General features: G+C 65.0%; 21 protein-coding genes. 2 read left to right on the top strand and 19 right to left on the bottom strand.

Translation table 11 applies throughout. The features are described from left to right. Positions 1–69: 69 nt before the first annotated feature. The 18 genes from ACVMB1_RS05180 to ACVMB1_RS05095 all read right to left on the bottom strand — a co-directional run bounded on the left by ACVMB1_RS05180 (position 70) and on the right by ACVMB1_RS05095 (position 16465). Positions 70–453 (bottom strand): nuclear transport factor 2 family protein, encoded by a 384-nt coding sequence (locus ACVMB1_RS05180; RefSeq protein ID WP_057017631.1) that lies wholly within the window; start codon positions 451–453, stop codon positions 70–72. 152 nt (positions 454–605) lie between these two features. Next, complete coding sequence (locus ACVMB1_RS05175; RefSeq protein WP_057017630.1) at positions 606–1661, bottom strand: YeeE/YedE family protein; 1056 nt, start codon at positions 1659–1661, stop codon at positions 606–608. A 110-nt stretch (positions 1662–1771) separates the two neighbouring features. Then, positions 1772–2806, bottom strand: a complete 1035-nt coding sequence (locus ACVMB1_RS05170; RefSeq protein ID WP_410469807.1) for a quinone oxidoreductase family protein — start codon at positions 2804–2806, stop codon at positions 1772–1774. 102 nt (positions 2807–2908) lie between these two features. Then, the gene (gene iaaH / locus ACVMB1_RS05165) at positions 2909–4339 is read right to left on the bottom strand and encodes an indoleacetamide hydrolase (RefSeq protein WP_456848314.1); all 1431 of its coding nucleotides are present in this window, start codon (positions 4337–4339) and stop codon (positions 2909–2911) included. A gap of 32 nt (positions 4340–4371) precedes the next feature. Next, positions 4372–5697, bottom strand: coding sequence for a phenylacetate--CoA ligase PaaK (paaK, locus tag ACVMB1_RS05160; RefSeq protein ID WP_316398461.1), 1326 nt, complete (start codon positions 5695–5697; stop codon positions 4372–4374). Positions 5698–5717: 20 nt separating this feature from the next. Next, positions 5718–6173, bottom strand: coding sequence for a hydroxyphenylacetyl-CoA thioesterase PaaI (paaI, locus tag ACVMB1_RS05155; RefSeq protein WP_057017660.1), 456 nt, complete (start codon positions 6171–6173; stop codon positions 5718–5720). 139 nt (positions 6174–6312) lie between these two features. Further along, positions 6313–7389 carry a 1,2-phenylacetyl-CoA epoxidase subunit PaaE gene (paaE, locus tag ACVMB1_RS05150; protein ID WP_057017627.1) on the bottom strand — a complete coding sequence of 359 codons (1077 nt, stop codon included), beginning with the start codon at positions 7387–7389 and terminating at the stop codon, positions 6313–6315. Between the two features lie 2 nt (positions 7390–7391). Further along, positions 7392–7895 carry a 1,2-phenylacetyl-CoA epoxidase subunit PaaD gene (gene paaD, locus ACVMB1_RS05145; protein ID WP_229190392.1) on the bottom strand — a complete coding sequence of 168 codons (504 nt, stop codon included), beginning with the start codon at positions 7893–7895 and terminating at the stop codon, positions 7392–7394. Then, positions 7889–8665, bottom strand: coding sequence for a 1,2-phenylacetyl-CoA epoxidase subunit PaaC (paaC, locus tag ACVMB1_RS05140; protein ID WP_229190393.1), 777 nt, complete (start codon positions 8663–8665; stop codon positions 7889–7891). Before paaC ends, paaD begins: the two co-directional genes overlap by 7 nt. A gap of 143 nt (positions 8666–8808) precedes the next feature. Further along, complete coding sequence (gene paaB, locus ACVMB1_RS05135) at positions 8809–9096, bottom strand: 1,2-phenylacetyl-CoA epoxidase subunit PaaB (RefSeq protein WP_016842890.1); 288 nt, start codon at positions 9094–9096, stop codon at positions 8809–8811. Between the two features lie 12 nt (positions 9097–9108). Further along, on the bottom strand, positions 9109–10101 hold the full coding sequence (gene paaA / locus ACVMB1_RS05130) for a 1,2-phenylacetyl-CoA epoxidase subunit PaaA (RefSeq protein ID WP_316398460.1): 993 nt from the start codon (positions 10099–10101) through the stop codon (positions 9109–9111). A 76-nt stretch (positions 10102–10177) separates the two neighbouring features. After that, a complete protein-coding gene (paaX, locus tag ACVMB1_RS05125; RefSeq protein WP_456814134.1) occupies positions 10178–11047 on the bottom strand; it encodes a phenylacetic acid degradation operon negative regulatory protein PaaX in 870 nt (289 codons plus the stop codon). A gap of 204 nt (positions 11048–11251) precedes the next feature. Continuing rightward, positions 11252–12022, bottom strand: a complete 771-nt coding sequence (locus ACVMB1_RS05120) for an esterase/lipase family protein (RefSeq protein ID WP_456814133.1) — start codon at positions 12020–12022, stop codon at positions 11252–11254. 189 nt (positions 12023–12211) lie between these two features. Next, positions 12212–13495, bottom strand: coding sequence for a DUF445 domain-containing protein (locus tag ACVMB1_RS05115; protein ID WP_316398458.1), 1284 nt, complete (start codon positions 13493–13495; stop codon positions 12212–12214). A 237-nt stretch (positions 13496–13732) separates the two neighbouring features. Continuing rightward, complete coding sequence (locus tag ACVMB1_RS05110; protein ID WP_028331816.1) at positions 13733–14209, bottom strand: phasin; 477 nt, start codon at positions 14207–14209, stop codon at positions 13733–13735. 170 nt (positions 14210–14379) lie between these two features. Beyond that, positions 14380–14976 (bottom strand): GNAT family N-acetyltransferase, encoded by a 597-nt coding sequence (locus tag ACVMB1_RS05105; protein WP_038383826.1) that lies wholly within the window; start codon positions 14974–14976, stop codon positions 14380–14382. A gap of 26 nt (positions 14977–15002) precedes the next feature. Then, positions 15003–16085 (bottom strand): PHA/PHB synthase family protein, encoded by a 1083-nt coding sequence (locus tag ACVMB1_RS05100; protein ID WP_141340843.1) that lies wholly within the window; start codon positions 16083–16085, stop codon positions 15003–15005. Then, on the bottom strand, positions 16082–16465 hold the full coding sequence (locus ACVMB1_RS05095) for a hypothetical protein (protein WP_057017659.1): 384 nt from the start codon (positions 16463–16465) through the stop codon (positions 16082–16084). The genes ACVMB1_RS05100 and ACVMB1_RS05095 overlap by 4 nt, the downstream gene beginning before the upstream one ends. Positions 16466–16643: 178 nt before the next feature. Here ACVMB1_RS05095 and ACVMB1_RS05090 point away from each other — a divergent pair, with 178 nt between their 5' ends. Further along, entirely contained in the window at positions 16644–17564 is a 921-nt protein-coding gene (locus ACVMB1_RS05090) for an alpha/beta fold hydrolase (RefSeq protein ID WP_168857785.1), read from the top strand. A gap of 203 nt (positions 17565–17767) precedes the next feature. Continuing rightward, positions 17768–18232, top strand: a complete 465-nt coding sequence (locus tag ACVMB1_RS05085) for a nuclear transport factor 2 family protein (protein ID WP_456814132.1) — start codon at positions 17768–17770, stop codon at positions 18230–18232. A 65-nt stretch (positions 18233–18297) separates the two neighbouring features. Here the strand turns inward: ACVMB1_RS05085 and ACVMB1_RS05080 are convergent, their stop codons facing one another. Further along, positions 18298–18972, bottom strand: a complete 675-nt coding sequence (locus ACVMB1_RS05080; protein ID WP_316398455.1) for a spermidine synthase — start codon at positions 18970–18972, stop codon at positions 18298–18300. Positions 18973–19014 lie beyond the last annotated feature (42 nt).

Below are 19014 nucleotides of genomic sequence, written 5' to 3'. Positions count from 1 at the left end.
TTGGCAGGCAACGCACGAGAATGATGAGCCGGAGCACGCTGCGGTGGTGAGATTGAATGCAAAGACATCTCAACGTATTGGCTCGATCCATTGGGCGCGCGACGGCCCCGGCTCAAAGGGATCACCGAAGTACTGGGTTTCACGAACGACCTTCCCGCCTCTGAATTCCATGATGCTCACCGTGTAAGATGGCAAGCCGTCGTATGTGAGGACAAATTCAGTAACCCAAAGGTCGGCAGCGCCGAGTATGCGTCGCACCGTAAAGCGCTTCTTGTTCGGCTGCGCAAAACGAGACGCTTGAATATTGCGTCGACCGCGGATTCTCTCCCCGGATTGAGGGTACTCAAGCACGGCATCATCACGGTAAATCTCATGCTCCGCCTCGAAGTCATTTGCATCTGAGGCTGCCCAGTGATGATCCAAAGCCGCTCGAATGGTTTGATCTTCATTCATTCTCTTCCCTCGCGTCGCAATGCTGCATATTATCTCCAAAACGGAGCATCGGCACGAACGGAATGTCTGCTGAGGGGCCATAAGCCGCCGATAACTACCGAACCGGGCAACTTCCGCTTTATGACGGGAAGCCGACGGTTATGAGTACACGCCTAGGCCGTCGCAAGCGGCCTGACCCGCAAGCTCCCGCGCAGGCCGGCGCCGGTGCCGAGCATGATGCCGGCGATCGCGATGAGGGACGACAGCGAGAGCGTCGACAGCCCAGTCAGCCCCTGCCCGACCGAGCAGCCGAACGCCATCACGCCGCCCGCGCCCATCAACGCGGCGCCGCTCGCCGAGCGCAGCATATGCTGCGGCGACCGGTAGCCTTCGAGCTGGAAGCGCCCGGTGGCGATGGCCGTGATCAGGCTGCCGGCGAACACGCCGAACACGGTGACGATGCCGAAATTGAGCGTCGAGCCGGTCGACAGCATGACGTATTGCAGGGCGTCGGCGATCGGCGCGATGAAGGTCAGCGACGTCACCGGCACCGGATTGAAATCATCGGCGCCGAGATAGCCGGTCGCGTACCAGCCCCCCGCCACCAGCAGGCCGACGATCAGGCCGGCCGCGATCTGGCCCGGTGACTTGCGGAATGGCGCATGGGCAAAGGCGAAAATAATCAAGAGGGCTGCGAGAACCGAGGCCGCCACCATCCGCGCCGGCACCGCGCCGAGGCCGATGTCCGCCAATAGCGCCGGCACCGAATTGGCTGACACTGTGGCCTGTGACGCCTGCACCATCGCGATCCGCGCCGGGGCGATCAGGCCCTTCAGCGTCATCTCGGCGAAAATGCCGAGCACGATCACGACCACGAAGGAGCGCAGATTGCCGCGCCCGAGCAGCACCAGCGCCCGCGAGCCGCAGCCATTCGACAGCACCATACCGTAGCCGAACAGGAGCCCGCCGAGGAACATCACCGGCGCCGAGAAGGACGGTTGCAGATAGATCGACTTGCCGAGATCGACGAGGCCTGCCGCCGCCAACAGCTGCGAGGCCGCGATCGCGACGCCCATCGCCAGCGCATAGGTGCGCGCCAGGCGGCCGTCGCCCTCCGCCCACCAGCCGCGCAGGCCGCTCATCATGCAGAAGCCGCTGAGCAGCGCGACCGAGCCATAGATGAGGCCGATGGTCAGGGCGGCAATGATGACGATCGTGGCGGGGTCCATAATAGTCCTTCAATTACGTTCGTCATTGCGAGCGACGCGAAGCAATCCATACTATCACGCTGGAGAGAAATGGATTGCTTCGTCGCTTCGCTCCTCGCAATGACGGTGAACTAGGGTCGCAAAATCACGCGGTCGCGCGACGAGCCTGCCACGGCAACAAACGCCGCCTTGGCCTGTTCCAGCGGGTAGATCGCGCTCGGCTTGATCGGGAATGGCTTCAGATGTCCGCCGGCAAAGCCCGGCGCGAGCTCGCGCAACACCTCGCCGGTCGCAACCGACGACAGCGCAAGCGTGTCGATGCCGACATAGGTGTGCTGGCCGCGGTAGAATTCGAGGATGTTGAACTGCACGATGCGGTCGACCGCCGCGATCAGGATCTGGCGGCCGCGCAGCGCCAGCGACTTGTGCGCGGCCTGGAAATAGGGATCGCCGACCGTGTTGTAGACGATGTTGGCGCCCTTGCCGCCGGTCAGCTCGCGCACGCGAGCGGCGACGTCGGTGGTCGAGGCGTCGATCACCTCGACCGGCGAATTGCTGTGGCCTTCATAGGGCTCGCTCTTGCGCACCACGCCGATCACGCGCGCGCCGTGCCAGCTCGCGATCTGCACCGCGGCCTGCCCGACCTTGCCGTTGACGCCCATCACGAGCACGGTCTCGCCCGCCTTCGGCAGGCCGGCGCGGCGCAGGCCCTCCATCGCGGTGACGAAGGGCACGCCGATCCCGGCGGCTTCGTCCCAGGAAATGCCCGCGGGTTTTTCCACCACGGCATCGCGCTCGACCACCAGATGCGTGGCATGGGTGCCGTCGCGGCGGATGCCGAGGTCGCCGGACGAGCCGAACACCTCACGCCCGATGAATTCAGCGGGACCATCGATTACGACACCGGCGTAGTCGCGGCCCGGGGTACGCGGGAATATGGCATAGGGCATCAGCCCGGTCGCGGCCTTGACGTCGGACGGATTGACCGCGGCGGCCCTCACCTCGATGAGCAGATCGTCCGCCGCGCGCGACAACGCAAGGGTCTCGACCGCTGGCGCCACCGCCGCCGCGTTCTCCGCCTTCGTCAGCAGGCGGACGCAGCGCGCGTCGACAGGATGACGGTTTGCTTGCGGGGCCGGCGGCATCAGCGTTCCAGTCTCGGTCATGGAGCGCGCCGCAAGGCACGCGGATGGTGGCGGCCGGATGGCCTCGGGCCATGACTAATCGACTGACCGATCAATTCAAGGGGCTTGTTGCGGCCGGCCGAGTCAGAGCTTCGGCGGCGGGGCCGTGCCCAGGATCGCCTCGATCGACAGGCCGAGCCCGAGCAGCCTTGCATCGCTGCCGACCGGACCGTCGAGCTCGAGCCCAACCGGCAGGCCATCGGACGTCATGCCGGCATAGAGCGACAGCCCGGGAAGGCCAGAATTGCTGCCGGGATCGGTGTTGCGGATCAAGGTGCCGAAGGTCGGCACCTGCGCGCCGCCATTGACCGACACCTCGCCGGATCCGTTGTTTTCGTCGATGACCGGTGCAGGCGCGATCGTGGTCGGAAACAGGATCGCATCCAGCCCGTTGTCCCTGATGTAGGTGGCATAGATCGCCTGCAGCACCGGCCGCTGCACTTTGATTGCATCATCATAGGCGGCACCGAAGGCGTCCGTAGTGATGGCACCGAATGCGCCGACGACATCAGGACTGGCGACGCCGGCCGCGATGTCGGACAGCGTGATCCCTTCAATCCCGGAGGCGGCGAGCCAGGCCGGGATATCGGCGATCGGCTCGTGCAACGCGACCACAAACGACACCTTGCCGTTCTGCTCAAACAGATCGGGCATGTCGACATCGACCAGCACCGCGCCGGCCGCCGAGAGCCGGGCGCAGGCTGCGCGGGCGACGGCTTCGACATCGCGATCGAGGCCGCTCCAGAAACAGGCGGGAATGCCGAGACGCACGCCGCGTAGCGGGATGCTCGTTGCCAGCGGCGTGCCTGTCATCACGGCATCGAGCAGCGCGACATCGGCGACGGTGCGTCCCATCGGGCCGACGGTGTCGCGGGTATGGCTGATCGGAACCACCTGGTTGTCATCGTGATAACGCCGCTCGGCGCCGCCATCGCCGACTGAAGGCCGAAGGCCCACGGTCCCGGTCAACGCCGCGGGCACGCGGGTCGAGCCGCCGGTGTCCGATCCGAGGCCACAGGTGGCGATGCGCGCGGCGATCGCCGCCGACGTTCCGCCGGACGACCCGCCCGGGATCCGGCTGGTGTCGTATGGATTCCGCACCGGTCCTGCGAACGGTGCGAGATTGGTACTGGTGATGCCGAAGGCAAGCTCGTGCAGATTGGTCTTGCCGATGACGACGGCACCCGCATCGAGCAGCTTTTGCAGCGACGGCGCATTGCGCGCAGGCCGCGCGTGTTGCAGCGCCGGCGTGCCGCCCGATGTCGGCAGTTCTGATGTGTTGATATTGTCCTTCACGACGATCGGAAGCCCGGCCAGCACGCCGGTCCGCGTCCCGGCATCGACCTCGCGCGCCGCGGCCAGCGCGCCGTCGCGGTTCAGCACGATGAAGGCGTTGAGGTGCTTGAGCCGCTCCGCACGATCGAGCGCGGCCTCGACGACACTGACCGCCGTTACCTTGCCGGCGCGGATATCAGCCAGGATCTCCGCAGCGGTCGTTTCATTGGTGTCGGCCATACCCTGCGCCCTGTTGAATTGCAGGGATTAGGCTATTCTTTCGGCCGCTTGTCGTAAACACGTTTCGCCTTGCCGAGCGAACGCTCCAGCGTCTCGGGCGCAACGACGCGGACGCGGGTGGAGATGCCGATCGTGTTCTTGATGAAGGCGGAGACCTTCTCGGCGTGTGCAGTCAGCCCCTCGCCGTCCCAGCTCTCCGGCCGGGCTTCGGCGAGCACCGTCATCTCGTCCATGCGGCCCTCACGGGTCAGCTCGATGACAAAGTGACCGCCGCACCAGTCGGTCGCCAGCAGCGCTTCCTCGATCTGGGTCGGGAACACGTTGACGCCGCGCAGGATGATCATGTCGTCGGAGCGGCCGGTCACCTTCTCCATCCGCCGCATGCCGGGCCGCGCCGTGCCGTGCAACAGCCGCGTCAGGTCGCGGGTGCGGTAGCGGATGATCGGAAAGGCTTCCTTAGTCAGCGAGGTGAACACCAACTCGCCCTTCTCGCCGTCGGGCAGCACCTTGCCGGTCAGGGGATCGATCACCTCCGGATAGAAGTGGTCCTCCCAGATGTGCAGGCCGTCCTTGGTCTCCACGCATTCCTGCGCGACGCCGGGACCGATCACCTCCGACAAGCCATAGATGTCGGTGGCGTCCATGTCGAACGCCTGCTCGATCTCGACGCGCATCGCATTGGTCCAGGGCTCGGCGCCGAAGATGCCGAACTTGAGCGACGATTTGCGCGGGTCGAGGCCCTGTCGCTTGAACTCGTCGAGGATCGCCAGCATGTAGCTCGGCGTCACCGTGATGATGTCGGGCCGGAAGTCGTTGATGAGCTGCACCTGCCGCTCGGTCATGCCGCCGGAGATCGGGATCACCGTGCAGCCGAGCCGCTCGGCGCCGTAATGCGCGCCGAGGCCGCCGGTGAACAGGCCATAGCCATAGGCATTGTGCATCAGCATGCCGGTGCGGCCGCCGGCGGCGCGGATCGAGCGCGCCATCACGTCCGCCCAGGTGTCGATATCGGCTTTGGTATAGCCGACCACGATCGGCTTGCCGGTCGTGCCGGAGGACGCATGGACCCGCACCAATTGTTCGCGCGGCACCGCGAACATGTTGAAGGGATAATTGTCGCGCAGATCCGTCTTCACCGTGAACGGAAATTTGGCGAGATCGGGAAGCTGCCTGAAGTCGGACGGCTGCACGCCGGCGGCATCGAACGCCTTCCTGTAGTGCGCGACATTGTCATAGGCATGCTTGAGCGACCAGGCCAGCCGCCTGGTCTGCAGCGCCATGATCTCGTCGCGCGAGGCGCGCTCGGCCGCATCGAGCTCGGCGTGATAACCGCTGTCCTTGAGCTTTGCCGTTGCCATCGACGTTTCCCCTGAAGCCTTTATGCCTTGATGTCCGTATCCGGCAGCCAGGTGCCCGCTATCACGCGCGAATGCCCGCGGAATTCGGCGATCACGCTGTCGCCGGAGGTCACGCTCACGTCGTAGATTCCCGAGCGGCCATTGCGCGAGATCTCGCGCGCGGTCGCCACCAGGCGGTCGCCAAGCTTGCCGGGCCGGATGAAAGTGACGTTGCCCTGCGCCGCCACCGCGCGATCGTTGCGGCTGTTGCAGGCAAAGGCGAAGGCTGAATCGGCCAGCGTGAAGATGTAGCCGCCATGACAGATGCGCTGGCCGTTGACCATGTGCGGCTGCACCGTCATCGCCATCACCGCCTGCCCCGGCCTGATCTCGACGAGCTCCATGCCGAGGCCCTTGCTGGCGTCGTCTTCCTTCCACATCGCGTCCGCGCAGGCGCGGGCAACGTCCTCGGGCGATAGCGTGGCCTTCACGTTCACATCGAACTCCCTGTGCGCGGGCCCGTTGCGGAGGGCCTCTTGTGCCGAACTTCAATTTCAAGCGCGACGCACGAGGCGTCAACGCTACTTCCGTCATTCCGGGGCGATGCGCAGCAGCGAACCCGGAATGACGACAATCTCAGACGTGGTCGTAGTCGACCACGACCTTCTCAGAGCACGGCTTGGCCTGACAGGTGAGGATGAACCCCGCCTTCAGCTCCCACGGCTCCAGCGAATAGTTCAGGTCCATCGGCGCCTCGCCTTCGACCAGCTTGGCGCGGCAGGTCGAGCACATGCCGCCCTTGCAGGCAAACGGCAGGTCCATGCCGGCGCGCAGCGCAGCGTCGAGGATCGACTCGCCGTCGGCCACCGGGACCTCGCGGCGCTTGCCGTCGATGATCAGCCCGGCAATCGCCTTCGGCGGCGCGCCGGCCGGAACGACGACCTTCGCCCGCGGCTTGCCGCCGAATTCCGACACGAAGCGTTCGACATGGATGCGCTCGTCGGCGATGCCGATCTCGCGGCAGGTGGCCTCGATGGTCTCGCTCATCGCGGCCGGACCGCAGACGAAGACGTGATCGACCGTCTCGGCCGGCACCAGCGAGCGCAGCAGCACCCGCACCTTCTCGCCGTCGAGCCGGCCGTGCAGGATCGGAATGTCCTGCTCCTCGCCCGAGATGACGTGGAATACCGAGAGCCGCTGCATGAAGCGGTCCTTCAGCTCCTCCAGCGCCTCGCGGAACATGACGCCCTCAGTCGAACGGTTGCCGTAGAACAGGAAGAAGCGGCTGTCCGGCTCGCGCGCCAGCACGCCCTTGATGATCGAGAGGATCGGCGTGATGCCGCTACCGGCGGCAAAGCCGACATAGGTCCGCGCCTCGCCCGGCGCGTGGGCGACGCCGAAACGCCCGGTCGGCGTCATCACGTCGAGCTCGTCGCCGGTCTTCAATTCCTCGGCCGCCCAGTTCGAGAATGCGCCGCCGTCGACCTTCTTCACCGCGATGCGCAATTCGCCGTCGTCGGGACCGGAGCAGATCGAATAGGAGCGGCGAACCTCCTCGCCATCCATCGTGGTGCGCAGCGTCAGATACTGGCCCGGCGTAAAACGGTAGTCGCCTTGCAGATCGTCGGGGATCGCAAAAGTCATCGAGATCGCGTCCGACGCTTCGCGGCGCAGATCGCTGACGGACAGGCGGTGAAAGCGCGGTGTCGACATGGTCAATGACACTTGAAGTAATCGAAGGGTTCACGGCAGCTCCTGCAGCGCCACAGCGCCTTGCAGGAGGTCGAGCCGAATTCGGAGAGCAGCTCGGTATCTCCCGAGCCACACTGCGGGCACGCGACCGCCTGCTCGCCGAACAGCGCGCGGCGCGAGGAGCCCGGCAGCGGCGGCGCGATGCCGTACTCCTTCAGCTTGCGGCGGCCGTCCTCGCTCATCCAGTCGGTGGTCCAGGCCGGCGACAGCACGGTGCGGACCTTCGGCCCATGAATGCCTTCACGCGCCAGAGCGAGCTCGATCTCGAGTGCGATCATGTTCATGGCGGGACAGCCGGAATAGGTCGGCGTGATCGCGACCTCGACATGACCGTCGTGGACCGCGACATCGCGCAGTACGCCGAGATCGGCGATGGTCAGCACCGGGATTTCGGGATCGACCACCTGCGCGGCCGCGCTCCAGGCGCGCCGGCGCAGATCGGCATCGCTGAGCGCGACGGTCACCATGTTGCCCCCGGAAAGGTCCGCTGCATCGATTGCAGCTCGCTGAGGAGATGGCCGAGATGCTCGCTGTGCCGGCCGCTGCGGCCGCCCTGCTGCATCCAATCGCTCCTCGGCAACGCCAGCGTCGCCTCGTTGACGATGCCGGTGACCGTCTTCAGCCAGCGCGGCTGCAGCGCCGCTGGGTCGATCGCGATGCCGGCATCGATCAGGCCGCGCTCGCCGTCATCGATCGTGAACATCTCGCCGGTATAGGCCCAGAGGTCGTCGATCGCATCCTGCGCGCGGCGATGGCTCTCCTCGGTGCCGTCGCCGAGGCGAACGATCCATTCCGACGAATGCCTGACATGATAGGCGCTCTCCTTCTCCGACTTCGCCGCGATCGCGGCGAGCGTCGGATCGGACGAGGCCATCATCGCGCGCCAGTAGAGATCGGCGAATGCCGCGTAGAAGAATTGCCGCACCATGGTGCGAGCAAAGTCGCCGTTCGGCTGCTCGACCAGCAGCAGGTTGCGATACTGCCGGACGTCGCGCAGATAGGCGAACTTGTCTTCGTCGTTGCCTCGGCCTTCGACCTTGGCCGCGTAGGTGTAGAGCTCACGGGCCTGACCGAGCAGGTCGAGCCCCATATTGGCGAGCGCCATGTCCTCTTCCATCGCGGGCGCATGGCCGCACCATTCGGACAGCCGATGGCCGAGGATCAGCGCGTCGTCGGCGCGGCGCAGCGCGTAGAGCACCAGCGGCGTTTCGGAGACTTCGATGTTGGCGGTTGCCATGTTCTCTATTCCACCTGCATCCACTTGCTCGACGTCATCCTGAGGAGCCTGCGCAGCAGGCGTCTCGAAGGTTGGCCGCGGTTACGATCGGGCGTCATGGTTCGAGACGGCGCTGCGCGCCTCCTCACCATGACGGGTGAAATTCACATGTGCCCGACTTCGTCGGGGACGTCGTAAAAGGTCGGGTGACGGTAGATCTTGGATTCCGCCGGCTCGAACATCATGCCCTTCTCGGACGGATCGGACGCGGTGATCGCGTTCGAGGGCACCACCCAGATCGACAATCCCTCGCCGCGGCGGGTGTAGATGTCGCGCGCGGCCTGCAGGGCGAGCGTCGCGTCGGCCGCGTGCAGCGAGCCGACATGCTTGTGCGCCAGGCCATTGCGGCTGCGGATGAAGACTTCCCAGAGCGGAACGTTCGGCGTGGCCATGGCGGCGCTCCCTTATTCTGCGGCTTGCGCGAGCTGGCGGCGCTTGCGCTTCTCGGCATAGGCCATCGCGGCCTCGCGCACCCAGGCCCCCTCCTCATGCGCCTTGCGGCGCGCGGCGAGACGATCGCGGTTGCAGGGGCCGTTGCCTGCCAGCACCTGCTTGAACTCGTCCCAGTCGATCGGGCTGTGTTCCCAATTGCCGTTAGCGTTCTGCTTCATGCCGGGATCGGGGATCGTCAGGCCCAGGAATTCGGCCTGCGGGACGGTGGCGTCGATGAATTTCTGGCGCAACTCGTCATTGGAGAAGCGCTTGATCTTCCATTTGGTCGAGGTGTCGCTGTGCTGGCTGACCTGGTCCGGCGGACCAAACATCATCAGCACCGGCCACCACCAGCGATCGAGCGCGTTCTGCGCCATCGCCTTCTGCTCCGCGGTGCCGCGACACAGGGTCACCATGATCTCAAAACCCTGGCGCTGGTGGAACGACTCCTCCTTGCACACGCGGATCATCGCACGCGCATAGGGGCCGTAGGAGCAACGGCACAGCGGGATCTGGTTCATGATCGCGGCGCCGTCGACCAGCCAGCCGATGGCGCCGATGTCGGCCCAGGTCAGCGTCGGATAATTGAAGATCGAGGAATATTTCGCCTTGCCCGAGAGCATCGCGTCGACCAGCTCCTCGCGCGAGGTGCCGAGCGTCTCGGCGGCGGCGTAGAGATAGAGGCCGTGGCCGCATTCGTCCTGCACCTTGGCGAGCAGCGCGGCCTTGCGGCGCAGCGACGGCGCGCGGGTGATCCAGTTGCCCTCGGGGAGCATGCCGACGATTTCGGAATGGGCGTGCTGGGAAATCTGCCGCGTCAGCGTCTTGCGGTAGGCGGCGGGCATCCAGTCGTTCGGCTCGATGCGCTCGTCGGCATCGATGCGGGCCTGGAACTGACTGGCACGGGCGACATCCTCGACGCCGCGATCGTCGCCGTCGGATGAGTTGAGCGCCTGCGTGTACATGGCCGACCTCCCAATGTGTTGTTAGGCAGCAATATATAACACAAATTTTCGAATGCAAGAAGTTTTTGTAATATATTCAGACACCCTCGAAACGGCGCGCCACCGCCCCGTTGGGCTTCGGAAGCGGCCCGTCCTGGTTGGTTGCGTGGTCGTCAAGCCATTGTTCCGACGGCGAAAGCAGCCCGCGATAGATCTCGCCGCAGAGTTTCCGCGCCGCCCTGCCCGGCCAGTCCTTCGGCAGCAGCTGATACGGCAGCAGCGGATCGCGCAGCACGACGCGGCGGTAATGGTGGATCAAGAGAATGCGCGCGGTGAAGGCGTCGGCGTCGCTCAGCGTCTCGCCGCGGATGATCGAGCCGTGCAGCGGCTCGAACGTCTTCATGAACTTCAGATAGGCGTCCGCGGTGCGGTCGAGCGGCCAGCTTTCGCTGAGTAGCCGCCTTCCGCTGTCATCTTCCGCGGAGACTTCGAGCCGGATCGCGCGCGACGCTTCATCGGGGATCGGCACGCCCGACGGCGCGACCCATACGCCGGGCAGCGGGGTGCCGAAGCCAGCATTCTTCAACGCCTCGCGCGCGGCGTCGCGGTCCTCGGCATTGCCGATCAACAACAGCTCGAAGCGGCCGGTCCAGTCCGACGGCGGCGGATCGTAGATGTGCCGAGTCGCGGTGTCGAAGGTCTGCCGGCCCTTGGCGTTCAGCCGATAAAAACTGTTGCGGCCGACCTTGTTGCGCTCGAGCCAGCCGTCGGCGGCGAGCCGCGACATCGCGGTGCGCACCACATTGCCGTCGATGTCGAGCGACTTGAAGAATTCCAGCAGCGTGCCGAGCCACACCGAGCCGCCGCGCGGCACGATGGAATCGCCGAACACGGTGATGATGATCGAGCCGGTGCGTGACGGCTCGCGCTTCAGCTGATCGACGATGCGGGCAAGCGGCTGTGGCATGCCCAACGCATAGCGCGTTTTGTCGATTCACGACAATGCAGGGTCTTCTCCTTCTCCCCGCGTGCGGGGAGAAGCTCGGGATGAGGGGGCTCTCCGCAATCACGGTGCGAGTTGCGCTCGTGGAGACTCCCCCTCACCCGGATCGCATTGCGCTGCGCTTCATGCGATCCGGCCTCTCCCCGCAAGCGGGGCGAGGCAAGCAAGTCAGCGATTCGGATCCGGATAAACGATGCTGCGCCAGCCGCTGCGATCGAACGGCGCCCACTCGCCTTCCTTCTGCGCGAGGCGATCGGCGACCGCATAGACCACGGCCGGATGATGACCCATGCCGCAATGGCTGCTCTCGACCTCGATGCTGTCGGTCATCGACGAGGCCTGCTCGCGGCAGCCCTGCCAGGCGCAGACGCCGTCGGTGCGGCTGAAGATCGCGGTGGTCGGCACCGGCGGCGCGCTGGCGAGCGAGCCGCCGAAACGGGAATCCTCCTCGTCGGCACGACGCCCGCTGGCCATCTCATAGACGCGCCAGGCGTTGGTCGACTTCGGGCCGGCGGCAAACGGGCTGCCGAGCGTGATCACCTGGCGCACGCGCTCCGGCATCATCTTGGCGAGCTGGCGCGCATAGAGGCCGCCGAGGCTCCAGCCGACCACCGAGACCTTGCGGCTGGTGGTTTCATTCATCTCCTGCAGCAGCTCGACCATCCCGTCCTGCACGCCGGCGCGAAGCCCGAGATTGCGGCCCTGGCGCCAGCCGCTGACGGCGTAGCCCTTGCTCCTGAGAAAGTCGCGCAGCGGCCGGGTCGACATGTCGGAAGCGATCAGCCCCGGCAGCACCAGCACCGGATGCCCATCGCCGCGCGGCGCGAGGCTGAGCAGCGGCAATGCACCAAGAAAGGCGCCGAGCTCATGAATGGCGCGGCCTTCCAGAAACATCAGCGTCCTGGACGGCGGGCGTAGCGTCTGCGCAGCAACGGACATTTCAGCTCCTCTTCCGGCAGGACCGCCGGCAATGGGACCAACGAGAATGGTCAACGGGATTGACTCAAACCCGGCGGAATCGTTCCGCAACGCAACAATCTGTCCTGAAAAGCTAGGGAACCGGACACTTTCGTGCAAGCGGTCCGGGTCACACTTGCCACAACTAAAGTGACGTTCGTGCCCAATCGGTCACAGCAGCCGCAGCGTGTATTCCAGGGTGTAAAGCGCAAGGCCGGCAAGCCCGCCGATCAGCGCGCCGTTGAAGCGGATGTATTGCAGATCCTTGCCGACATTGACCTCGATCAGGGAGATCAGCTGCTCCATGTCCCAGCTCTTCATCTGGTCGGCGATGAAGCCCGAGACGCCGCTCTTCTGCTCGGCGACGACGGTGCGCAGGATCGCCACCAGGCCCTGATTGATCTCGCCGCGCAGGTCGGTGTCGCCGTCGAGCGCGTCGCCGGCCTCGACCAACATTCGCGCCAGCTGATGCTGCAGCACCTGCGACTCGCCCGAGGCGCTGCGTTCGATGAAGTCCTTGACGTTGGCCCAGATGGTGCGCCCGAGATTGGCAAGCTCCGGCCGCGCCATCAAATCGCGCTTGAGACCATCGATGCGGTCGGCGAATGCCTTGTCGCTGCCGAGCCGGTCGACAAAGGACAGCAGCATGCGGTCGAACTCGCCGCGGAACGGATGCTGCGGGTCGTTGCGCACTTCCTCGAAGAATTTCGCGGCGGACGCGATGATCCGGTTCACCACGAACTTGTCGGCACGATAGAGCCTGAGCAGCGTCGGCATCTCGGCGCGGACCTTGTCGCGGATCACCGCCATGGTCTCCTGCTGCGTCAGCGTCTGGTGCAGCACGCGCAGGATGTCGTCGAGCAGGCCGCCATGCTTGCCCTCCTGCACGAAGCCGCGCAGCGCGCCGGCCGCGAGCGGCGCGAGGTCGATCGAGAGCACCTGCGTCGTGACGCGGCGGCTGATGAACTGCATCAACCCCGAGCTCTCGGTCGCCGCGAATGCCTCGGGCAGCATCCGCAGCACGAAGCGGGCGAGATCCTCGGAACGTTTGCGGTCGCGCAGCCAGTCGGCGATGAACGAACCGAAATCGATCTCGCGCAGCTTGGCCTCGACCGGCCCGGATTCCAAAAAGTTGTTCTCGATGAATTCGCCGAGCTTCTCGGCGATGCGCGCCTGATTGCTCTGGATGATCGCGGTATGCGGGATCGGCAGGCCGAGCGGCCGCTTGAACAAGGCGACGACGGCATACCAGTCGGCGAGGCCGCCGATGGTTGCGGCCTCGGCAAACGCGGCGATGAAACCGAACACCGGATGCACCGGCAGCAGTGCTTTCGCTGCGATGAAGATGATGAAGGTTGCCGCCAGCACGCCAGTCGCCAGCCACTTGACGCGCCGCAGCTCGGCCGCGCGTTCGACGTCGACTGGCGTTGCGATGAGGGCGGCGGGAAGGGTCATGGGGTTTCGCGGGGGTGACGAACGAAGCATAGCATGGCTCACCGCCGTCATTCCGGGGCGTGCGAAGCACGAACCTCAGGTGCGCAATTGCGCACCGGGGAATCTCGAGATTCCGGATCGCCGCTTCGCGTCGTCCGGAATGACGGTGGACACATGAGCTATGAAGGACACCGCCAAAAAAGAAGGCCCGCAAAATGGCGGGCCTTCGAAAAGGGCAGTTGGCCAGCGCGGCCGCGATCAGGCGGTCTTGCCGTAGACCTTGGCGAAGTTGTCCTGCGCGGTCTTCGCACCATCGGTGACGAGCTTGCCGAGATACTCAGTGGTGGCCTTCGCCCGCGAGACGAACAGTTCGCCACGCGCACGGGCCAGCTCCGACTGGATCTGGGCGGCTTCGCTCAGCGACTTGGCCGACGCGAGCTTGTCGATGCCGGCGAAGAACGCCTCGGCGTCCTGGTAGATCGCCTGCTGGATGTTGCGGCTGATCTTGGCGGCTTCGGTCACCGAACCGGCAACGGCGGACTCGATCACGTTGGTCACCTTCTCCGAGCCGGCATAGGCATCGGCAGCGCGGGTCTTGGCGGCCTCGGCCTGCTTCTTCACGAACTCACGGGCGGCTTCCGGAACTTCCAAGTTCTGAAGCTTGGTGAACGCCTCGGTGACGGGCGCGAAGGCTTCCTTGACGCTGTTCAGCACGGAATTGGTTTCGGTGGTCATTGGGGTCTCTCCATCCTCAGGTTTGAGCTATGGGCTCACCCCGTCCGGTTTGGCCCGGGGCAACGGTGTTATGACACGCCTCATGGTGCGTCGCAACATCTATGTTGCAGCGCGATATCACGAACCTGTGAACAGCACGAAGATCCGGCGGAATGCCTAGGAAACGGTTTCTAATTACCACTGACCGCGTCAGACACTCCGTAAGCCTCCATTTGGGCCCGGACCTGCGCCACGTTGTGCCCGAGCACGACAATGTCGTGGGTCTTGCCCTCGACGTCGCGGACATGGTCGCGCAGCAGGGCCTCAGCCTTGAAGCCGAGGCTCTCGAACAGCGCGATCGCCGCCCGCTGATCGACGGTCATCTGCACCGAGAACTTCTCCAGCCCGGCACCGAGCGCGATGGCGAAGGTCTCCTGCGACAGCGCCCGGCCGACGCCCTGCCCGCGCACGTCGAGCGACACCACCATCCGGATCTCGCCGACATGCGGCGACCAGGAATGCGGATCGCGCACCAGGGTGCCGCAGCCGACCACCTTGCCGTCCTTGATCGCGAGCAGGCTCGTGATGTCGCCGCGCTCGATCTCGTTGATCCAGGCCGACAGCACCTTCGGCTGGCTGATGTTGCGCGGCAGGAACAAGAGATCATGCGTCGGCAGCTTTTGCGCGAAGGCCAGCACCGCGGCCTCGTGGTCCCGAATCATCAGGCGAAACTCGATGTCGCCCGCCTCGGTCTTGACGCGGCGCGGATAGGAACGTTGTTCGGTCATGTCGATCTCTCTCAAGTCGACCCTTCTTAGGTCGATCTTTTGCTCAGCCAGGAGTCCAGTTTCGGCCACAGCCGCTTGATTGCATTGGCGCCGGCGACCAGCGAGACGTGACCGCCCTTCAGCATCACCTCCTCCTTGTCCTCGGAGCCGATCTTGGTGATCAGATGTTTTGCCGCATCATACGGCACGATGTGGTCGTGCTCGGCGACCGCGTGCAGGATCGGCACCTTGATGTCGGCAAGCTTGGCCGCGCGGCCGCCGACCGTCATGGTGTCGTTGTAGAGCTTGTTGTCCCACATCAGGTCCTTGGTGATGGAGCGGAAATATTCGCCCGCGAGCGGCAGCGTGTCGGTCGCCCAGCGATCGAACATCCGGTACGACTTGACGAACTCGTCGTTCCAGATGTTGTCCCAGAGCTGGATCTGGCCGACGACACGCGCGGCCGGCCGCAACATGTCGAACGATTGCAGGATCAGTTCGGGCGGCATGTTGCCGGTGCTGTCGATCAGGCGGTCGACGTCGAAATAGCGGCGGTCGGCGAAATTCGAGAACAGCTTCATCTCGCGGAAATCGATCGGCGTGGTGAAGCAGATCAGGTTCTTCATCGGCCCGTCGTTGAAGATCGAGCCGTACAGCAGCGACAGCACGCCGCCGAAGCAATAGCCGATCACCGAGACGTCCTTTTCGCCGGAATCCTGCTGCACGCGGCGGACCGATTCCGGAATGAAGTCGAGGACGTAGTCCTCCATGCGCAGCGATCTTTCCTCGGGCTTCGGCGCACTCCAGTCCAGCATGTAGACGTCGAAGCCGCGCTTGAGCAGGAACTCGATGAAGCTCTGCCCCGGCACCAGGTCGAGGATATAGCCGCGGTTGGTGGTCGCCATCACGATCAGCACCGGCACGCGATAGACTTCGCTGGCCAGCGGCCGGTAGTGATAGAGGTTCATGGTGCCGCGCGAATACAGCACGTCTTTCGGCGTCGAGCCGAGCGACGGGCCGGAGCTCGAGAAATACTCGACGCCCTTGATGCTGCGCTGGATCGCGCGCTGCACCTCGGACTGGACCCGCTCGGAGATCGAGGCGAAATCAAAGGGGGTGGGAGCATTCATTTGCTGCCTCCCTCCGCTGGCGGCTGCTTGGTGCGCGGTGGCCGCGGCGTTGCGCCATGGCCGTCGTCCGGCGCCAGCGAATTGTGGTGCACCTGCTGCAGCAGCGTCTTGATCTCGTTGAGCTGGTTCTCCATCGATTGCAGGCGCTCGGCCATGCCGACGAGCTGGGCGCGGCTCGGCAGGTTCATCGCCAGCAGATATTTCTCCATCAGCTCGCCGAGCTGCTTCTGCGCGCCGGCCGCAACGCCGCCGGCCTGGTTCATCGCCTTGGAAAATTCCGGCGAGCTCATGAGCTGGTTGCCGAAGGAGTTGAACCCCTTCTCCATCTCGCCAATCATCGTCTGCCAGATCACGGCAGGGTCGTTGCCCTTGTCGGCCATGCGGCGCTCCTCCACACCAATTTCGGGCGCTTGCCGCGCTTCCATTTGTTTCTGCCATACGACACTGTTGCTGCTGATCGGTCAACTGCGCGGCGCGACCAGCGACGCCGAGGCTCTTCTGCGCTGCGTCAATCCGTGGCATAGAGGTTCCTGACCGCGACACCAGCAGGGGACGCCCGTGACCACGCTCGCCCATCAGCCGCCGCAGATCATCCGCGCCAATGGCATCGACATCTGCTACGAGATGTTTGGCGATGCGAATGCCGAGCCGCTGCTCCTGATCATGGGCCTCGGCGCCCAGATGATCCATTGGGACGACGAGTTCTGCCGCCAGCTCGCCGCCCGCGGCTTTCGCGTCATCCGATTCGACAACAGGGATATCGGCAAATCCTCCCGCCTGAGCGGCGGCAAGCGGCTGACCGCGCTCGAATTGCTCAAGCTCCGCTTCCTGAAGATCCCGGTCGCAGCGCCCTACAAGCTGGCCGACATGGCGAGGGATACGATCGGGCTGATGGATGCGCTCGGCATCCGCACCGCGCATCTGGTCGGTGCATCGATGGGCGGCATGATCGCGCAGGAGGTTGCCATCACCTTCCCCGAGCGTGTGCGCTCGCTGACCTCGATCATGTCGACCACGGGCAATCCAAAGATCCCGGGCCCGACCCGCGAGGCGACCGCAGTGCTGATGGCGCCGCCACCGAAGAGCAAGGAAGAGTATTTCGTCCGCTTCGGGCAGACCTGGAAAGTCCTGCGTAACGGCTCGTTCCCTGAAGATGAGGCGCTCGATCCCGAACGCGCGCGGCGCACCTTCGAGCGCGGCCTCAATCCGGAGGGCGTCGGCCGTCAGCTCCGCGCCATCCTCGCCTCCGGCAGCCGCAAGGAGCGCCTGCGCGGCGTCAAGGCGCCGACGTTGGTGATCCACGGCACCATCGATCCGCTGGTGCATCCCGAAGGCGGCAAGGACACCGCGGTCTCGATCCCGGGCGCGAAGCTGGTGATGATCGAGGGCATGGGCCACGCCCTGCCGATTCCGATGTGGCCGCAGATCATCGACGCCATCGACAAGCACGCGCATGGCGCGGCGGCGAAGGCGGCGTGAGGCCAGAGCGTTTTCGAGCGAAGTGGATCCCGGTTCGCGTGAAGAAAACGCCCCAAAGCCAAAATCGAGAGCCCCGTCCCGATTCAATCGGAACGGGGCTCCGGTATCTTCCGGTAACCATGTGAGCCAGGAGTGCGTTCTTCCGGGCGCGGCATGGACGCTGTAGAGAGCGCTATCCACGCTCAGCCACCGGGAGCAACCAGATGAAGACCCTTCTCCGGCCACAGACAGCCGTCGCCGCTCTCCTCCTCGCGCTCGCGTCTTCATCGGCACTGGCGGCTGCCAGCCAAGCGCAGCAGGAAGCCAACCGCAAGGCGGTGCTGGCGTTCTACGAGAAGGGGCTGAACCAGAAGGACGCCGACGCGGCGCTCGCCTATGTCGACAACCGCTATGTACAGCACAATCCCGGCGCGGCCGACGGCCGCGAAGGCTTCCGCAAGTTCATCGGCTTCCTGCGCGAGAAGTTTCCGAACTCGCACAGCGAGATCAAGCGCTCATTCGTCGACGGCGACTACGTGATCCTGCACGTCCACGCCGTGCGCGAGCCCGGCACCCGCGGCAACGCGATCATCGACATCTTCAAACTCGAGGACGGCAAGATCGTCGAGCACTGGGACGTGGCGCAGCCCATTCCGGAGAATCCCGCCAACAGCAACACGATGTTCTGAGGCATCGTGATGGCTTGTGTTCAGCCACTGGCATGATCAGGCTGGCGAGCGCGCCGGGACGCCCGCTATTGCTTGACCGCGATCCAGATCACGTGGCGGACACCGCGGCCTCGGCCGGTGGCGCGGACGGCAATTTCGTTGACCGCGAACCCGGCCCGGGTGAGCGATTTCGGGAACTTGGCATTCGGACCGGACGACCAGACGGCGAGCACGCCGCCGCGCCGCAACGCGGCGTGTGCGATCTTGAGCCCGGAGACATCATACAGCGCGTCATTGGCCTTGCGGGTGAGACCTTCAGGCCCGTTATCGACGTCGAGCAGGATGGCATCGAAGCCGAGCGGTTGGCGTTCGATCACGCTGGCAACATCCTCCTCCCGGATGCTCACGCGCGGATCGTTCAGGCTGCCGCCGAAGATCTCCGCCATCGGGCCTCGCGCCCAGGCAACGACCGCCGGCACCAGCTCGGCCACCGTGATCCGCGCCTCGGGTCCGAGCACGGCGAGCGCGGCCCGCAGCGTAAAGCCCATGCCAAGGCCGCCGATCAGAAAATGCGGCCGTGCGACCGTCTCGATCTTCTTCGCGGCAAGCGTCGCCAACGCCTCTTCCGAGCCCGACAGGCGGCTGTTCATCAGCTCGTTGGTGCCGAGCATGATCGAGAATTCGTGGCCTCGCCGCATCAGACGCAATTCACCCTCGGTGCCGGGAATGCGCGCGGTATCGATCTTTTCCCATGGAATCATGCGGCGGTTTGTATCATGGCAGGCACCTCTGCCGTAGCCCGG

It is taken from the genome of Bradyrhizobium sp. USDA 4504 (assembly GCF_054063995.1).
The sequence above is the reverse complement of the archived record's forward strand: the minus strand, read 5'-3'. Positions and strand labels throughout refer to the sequence as shown.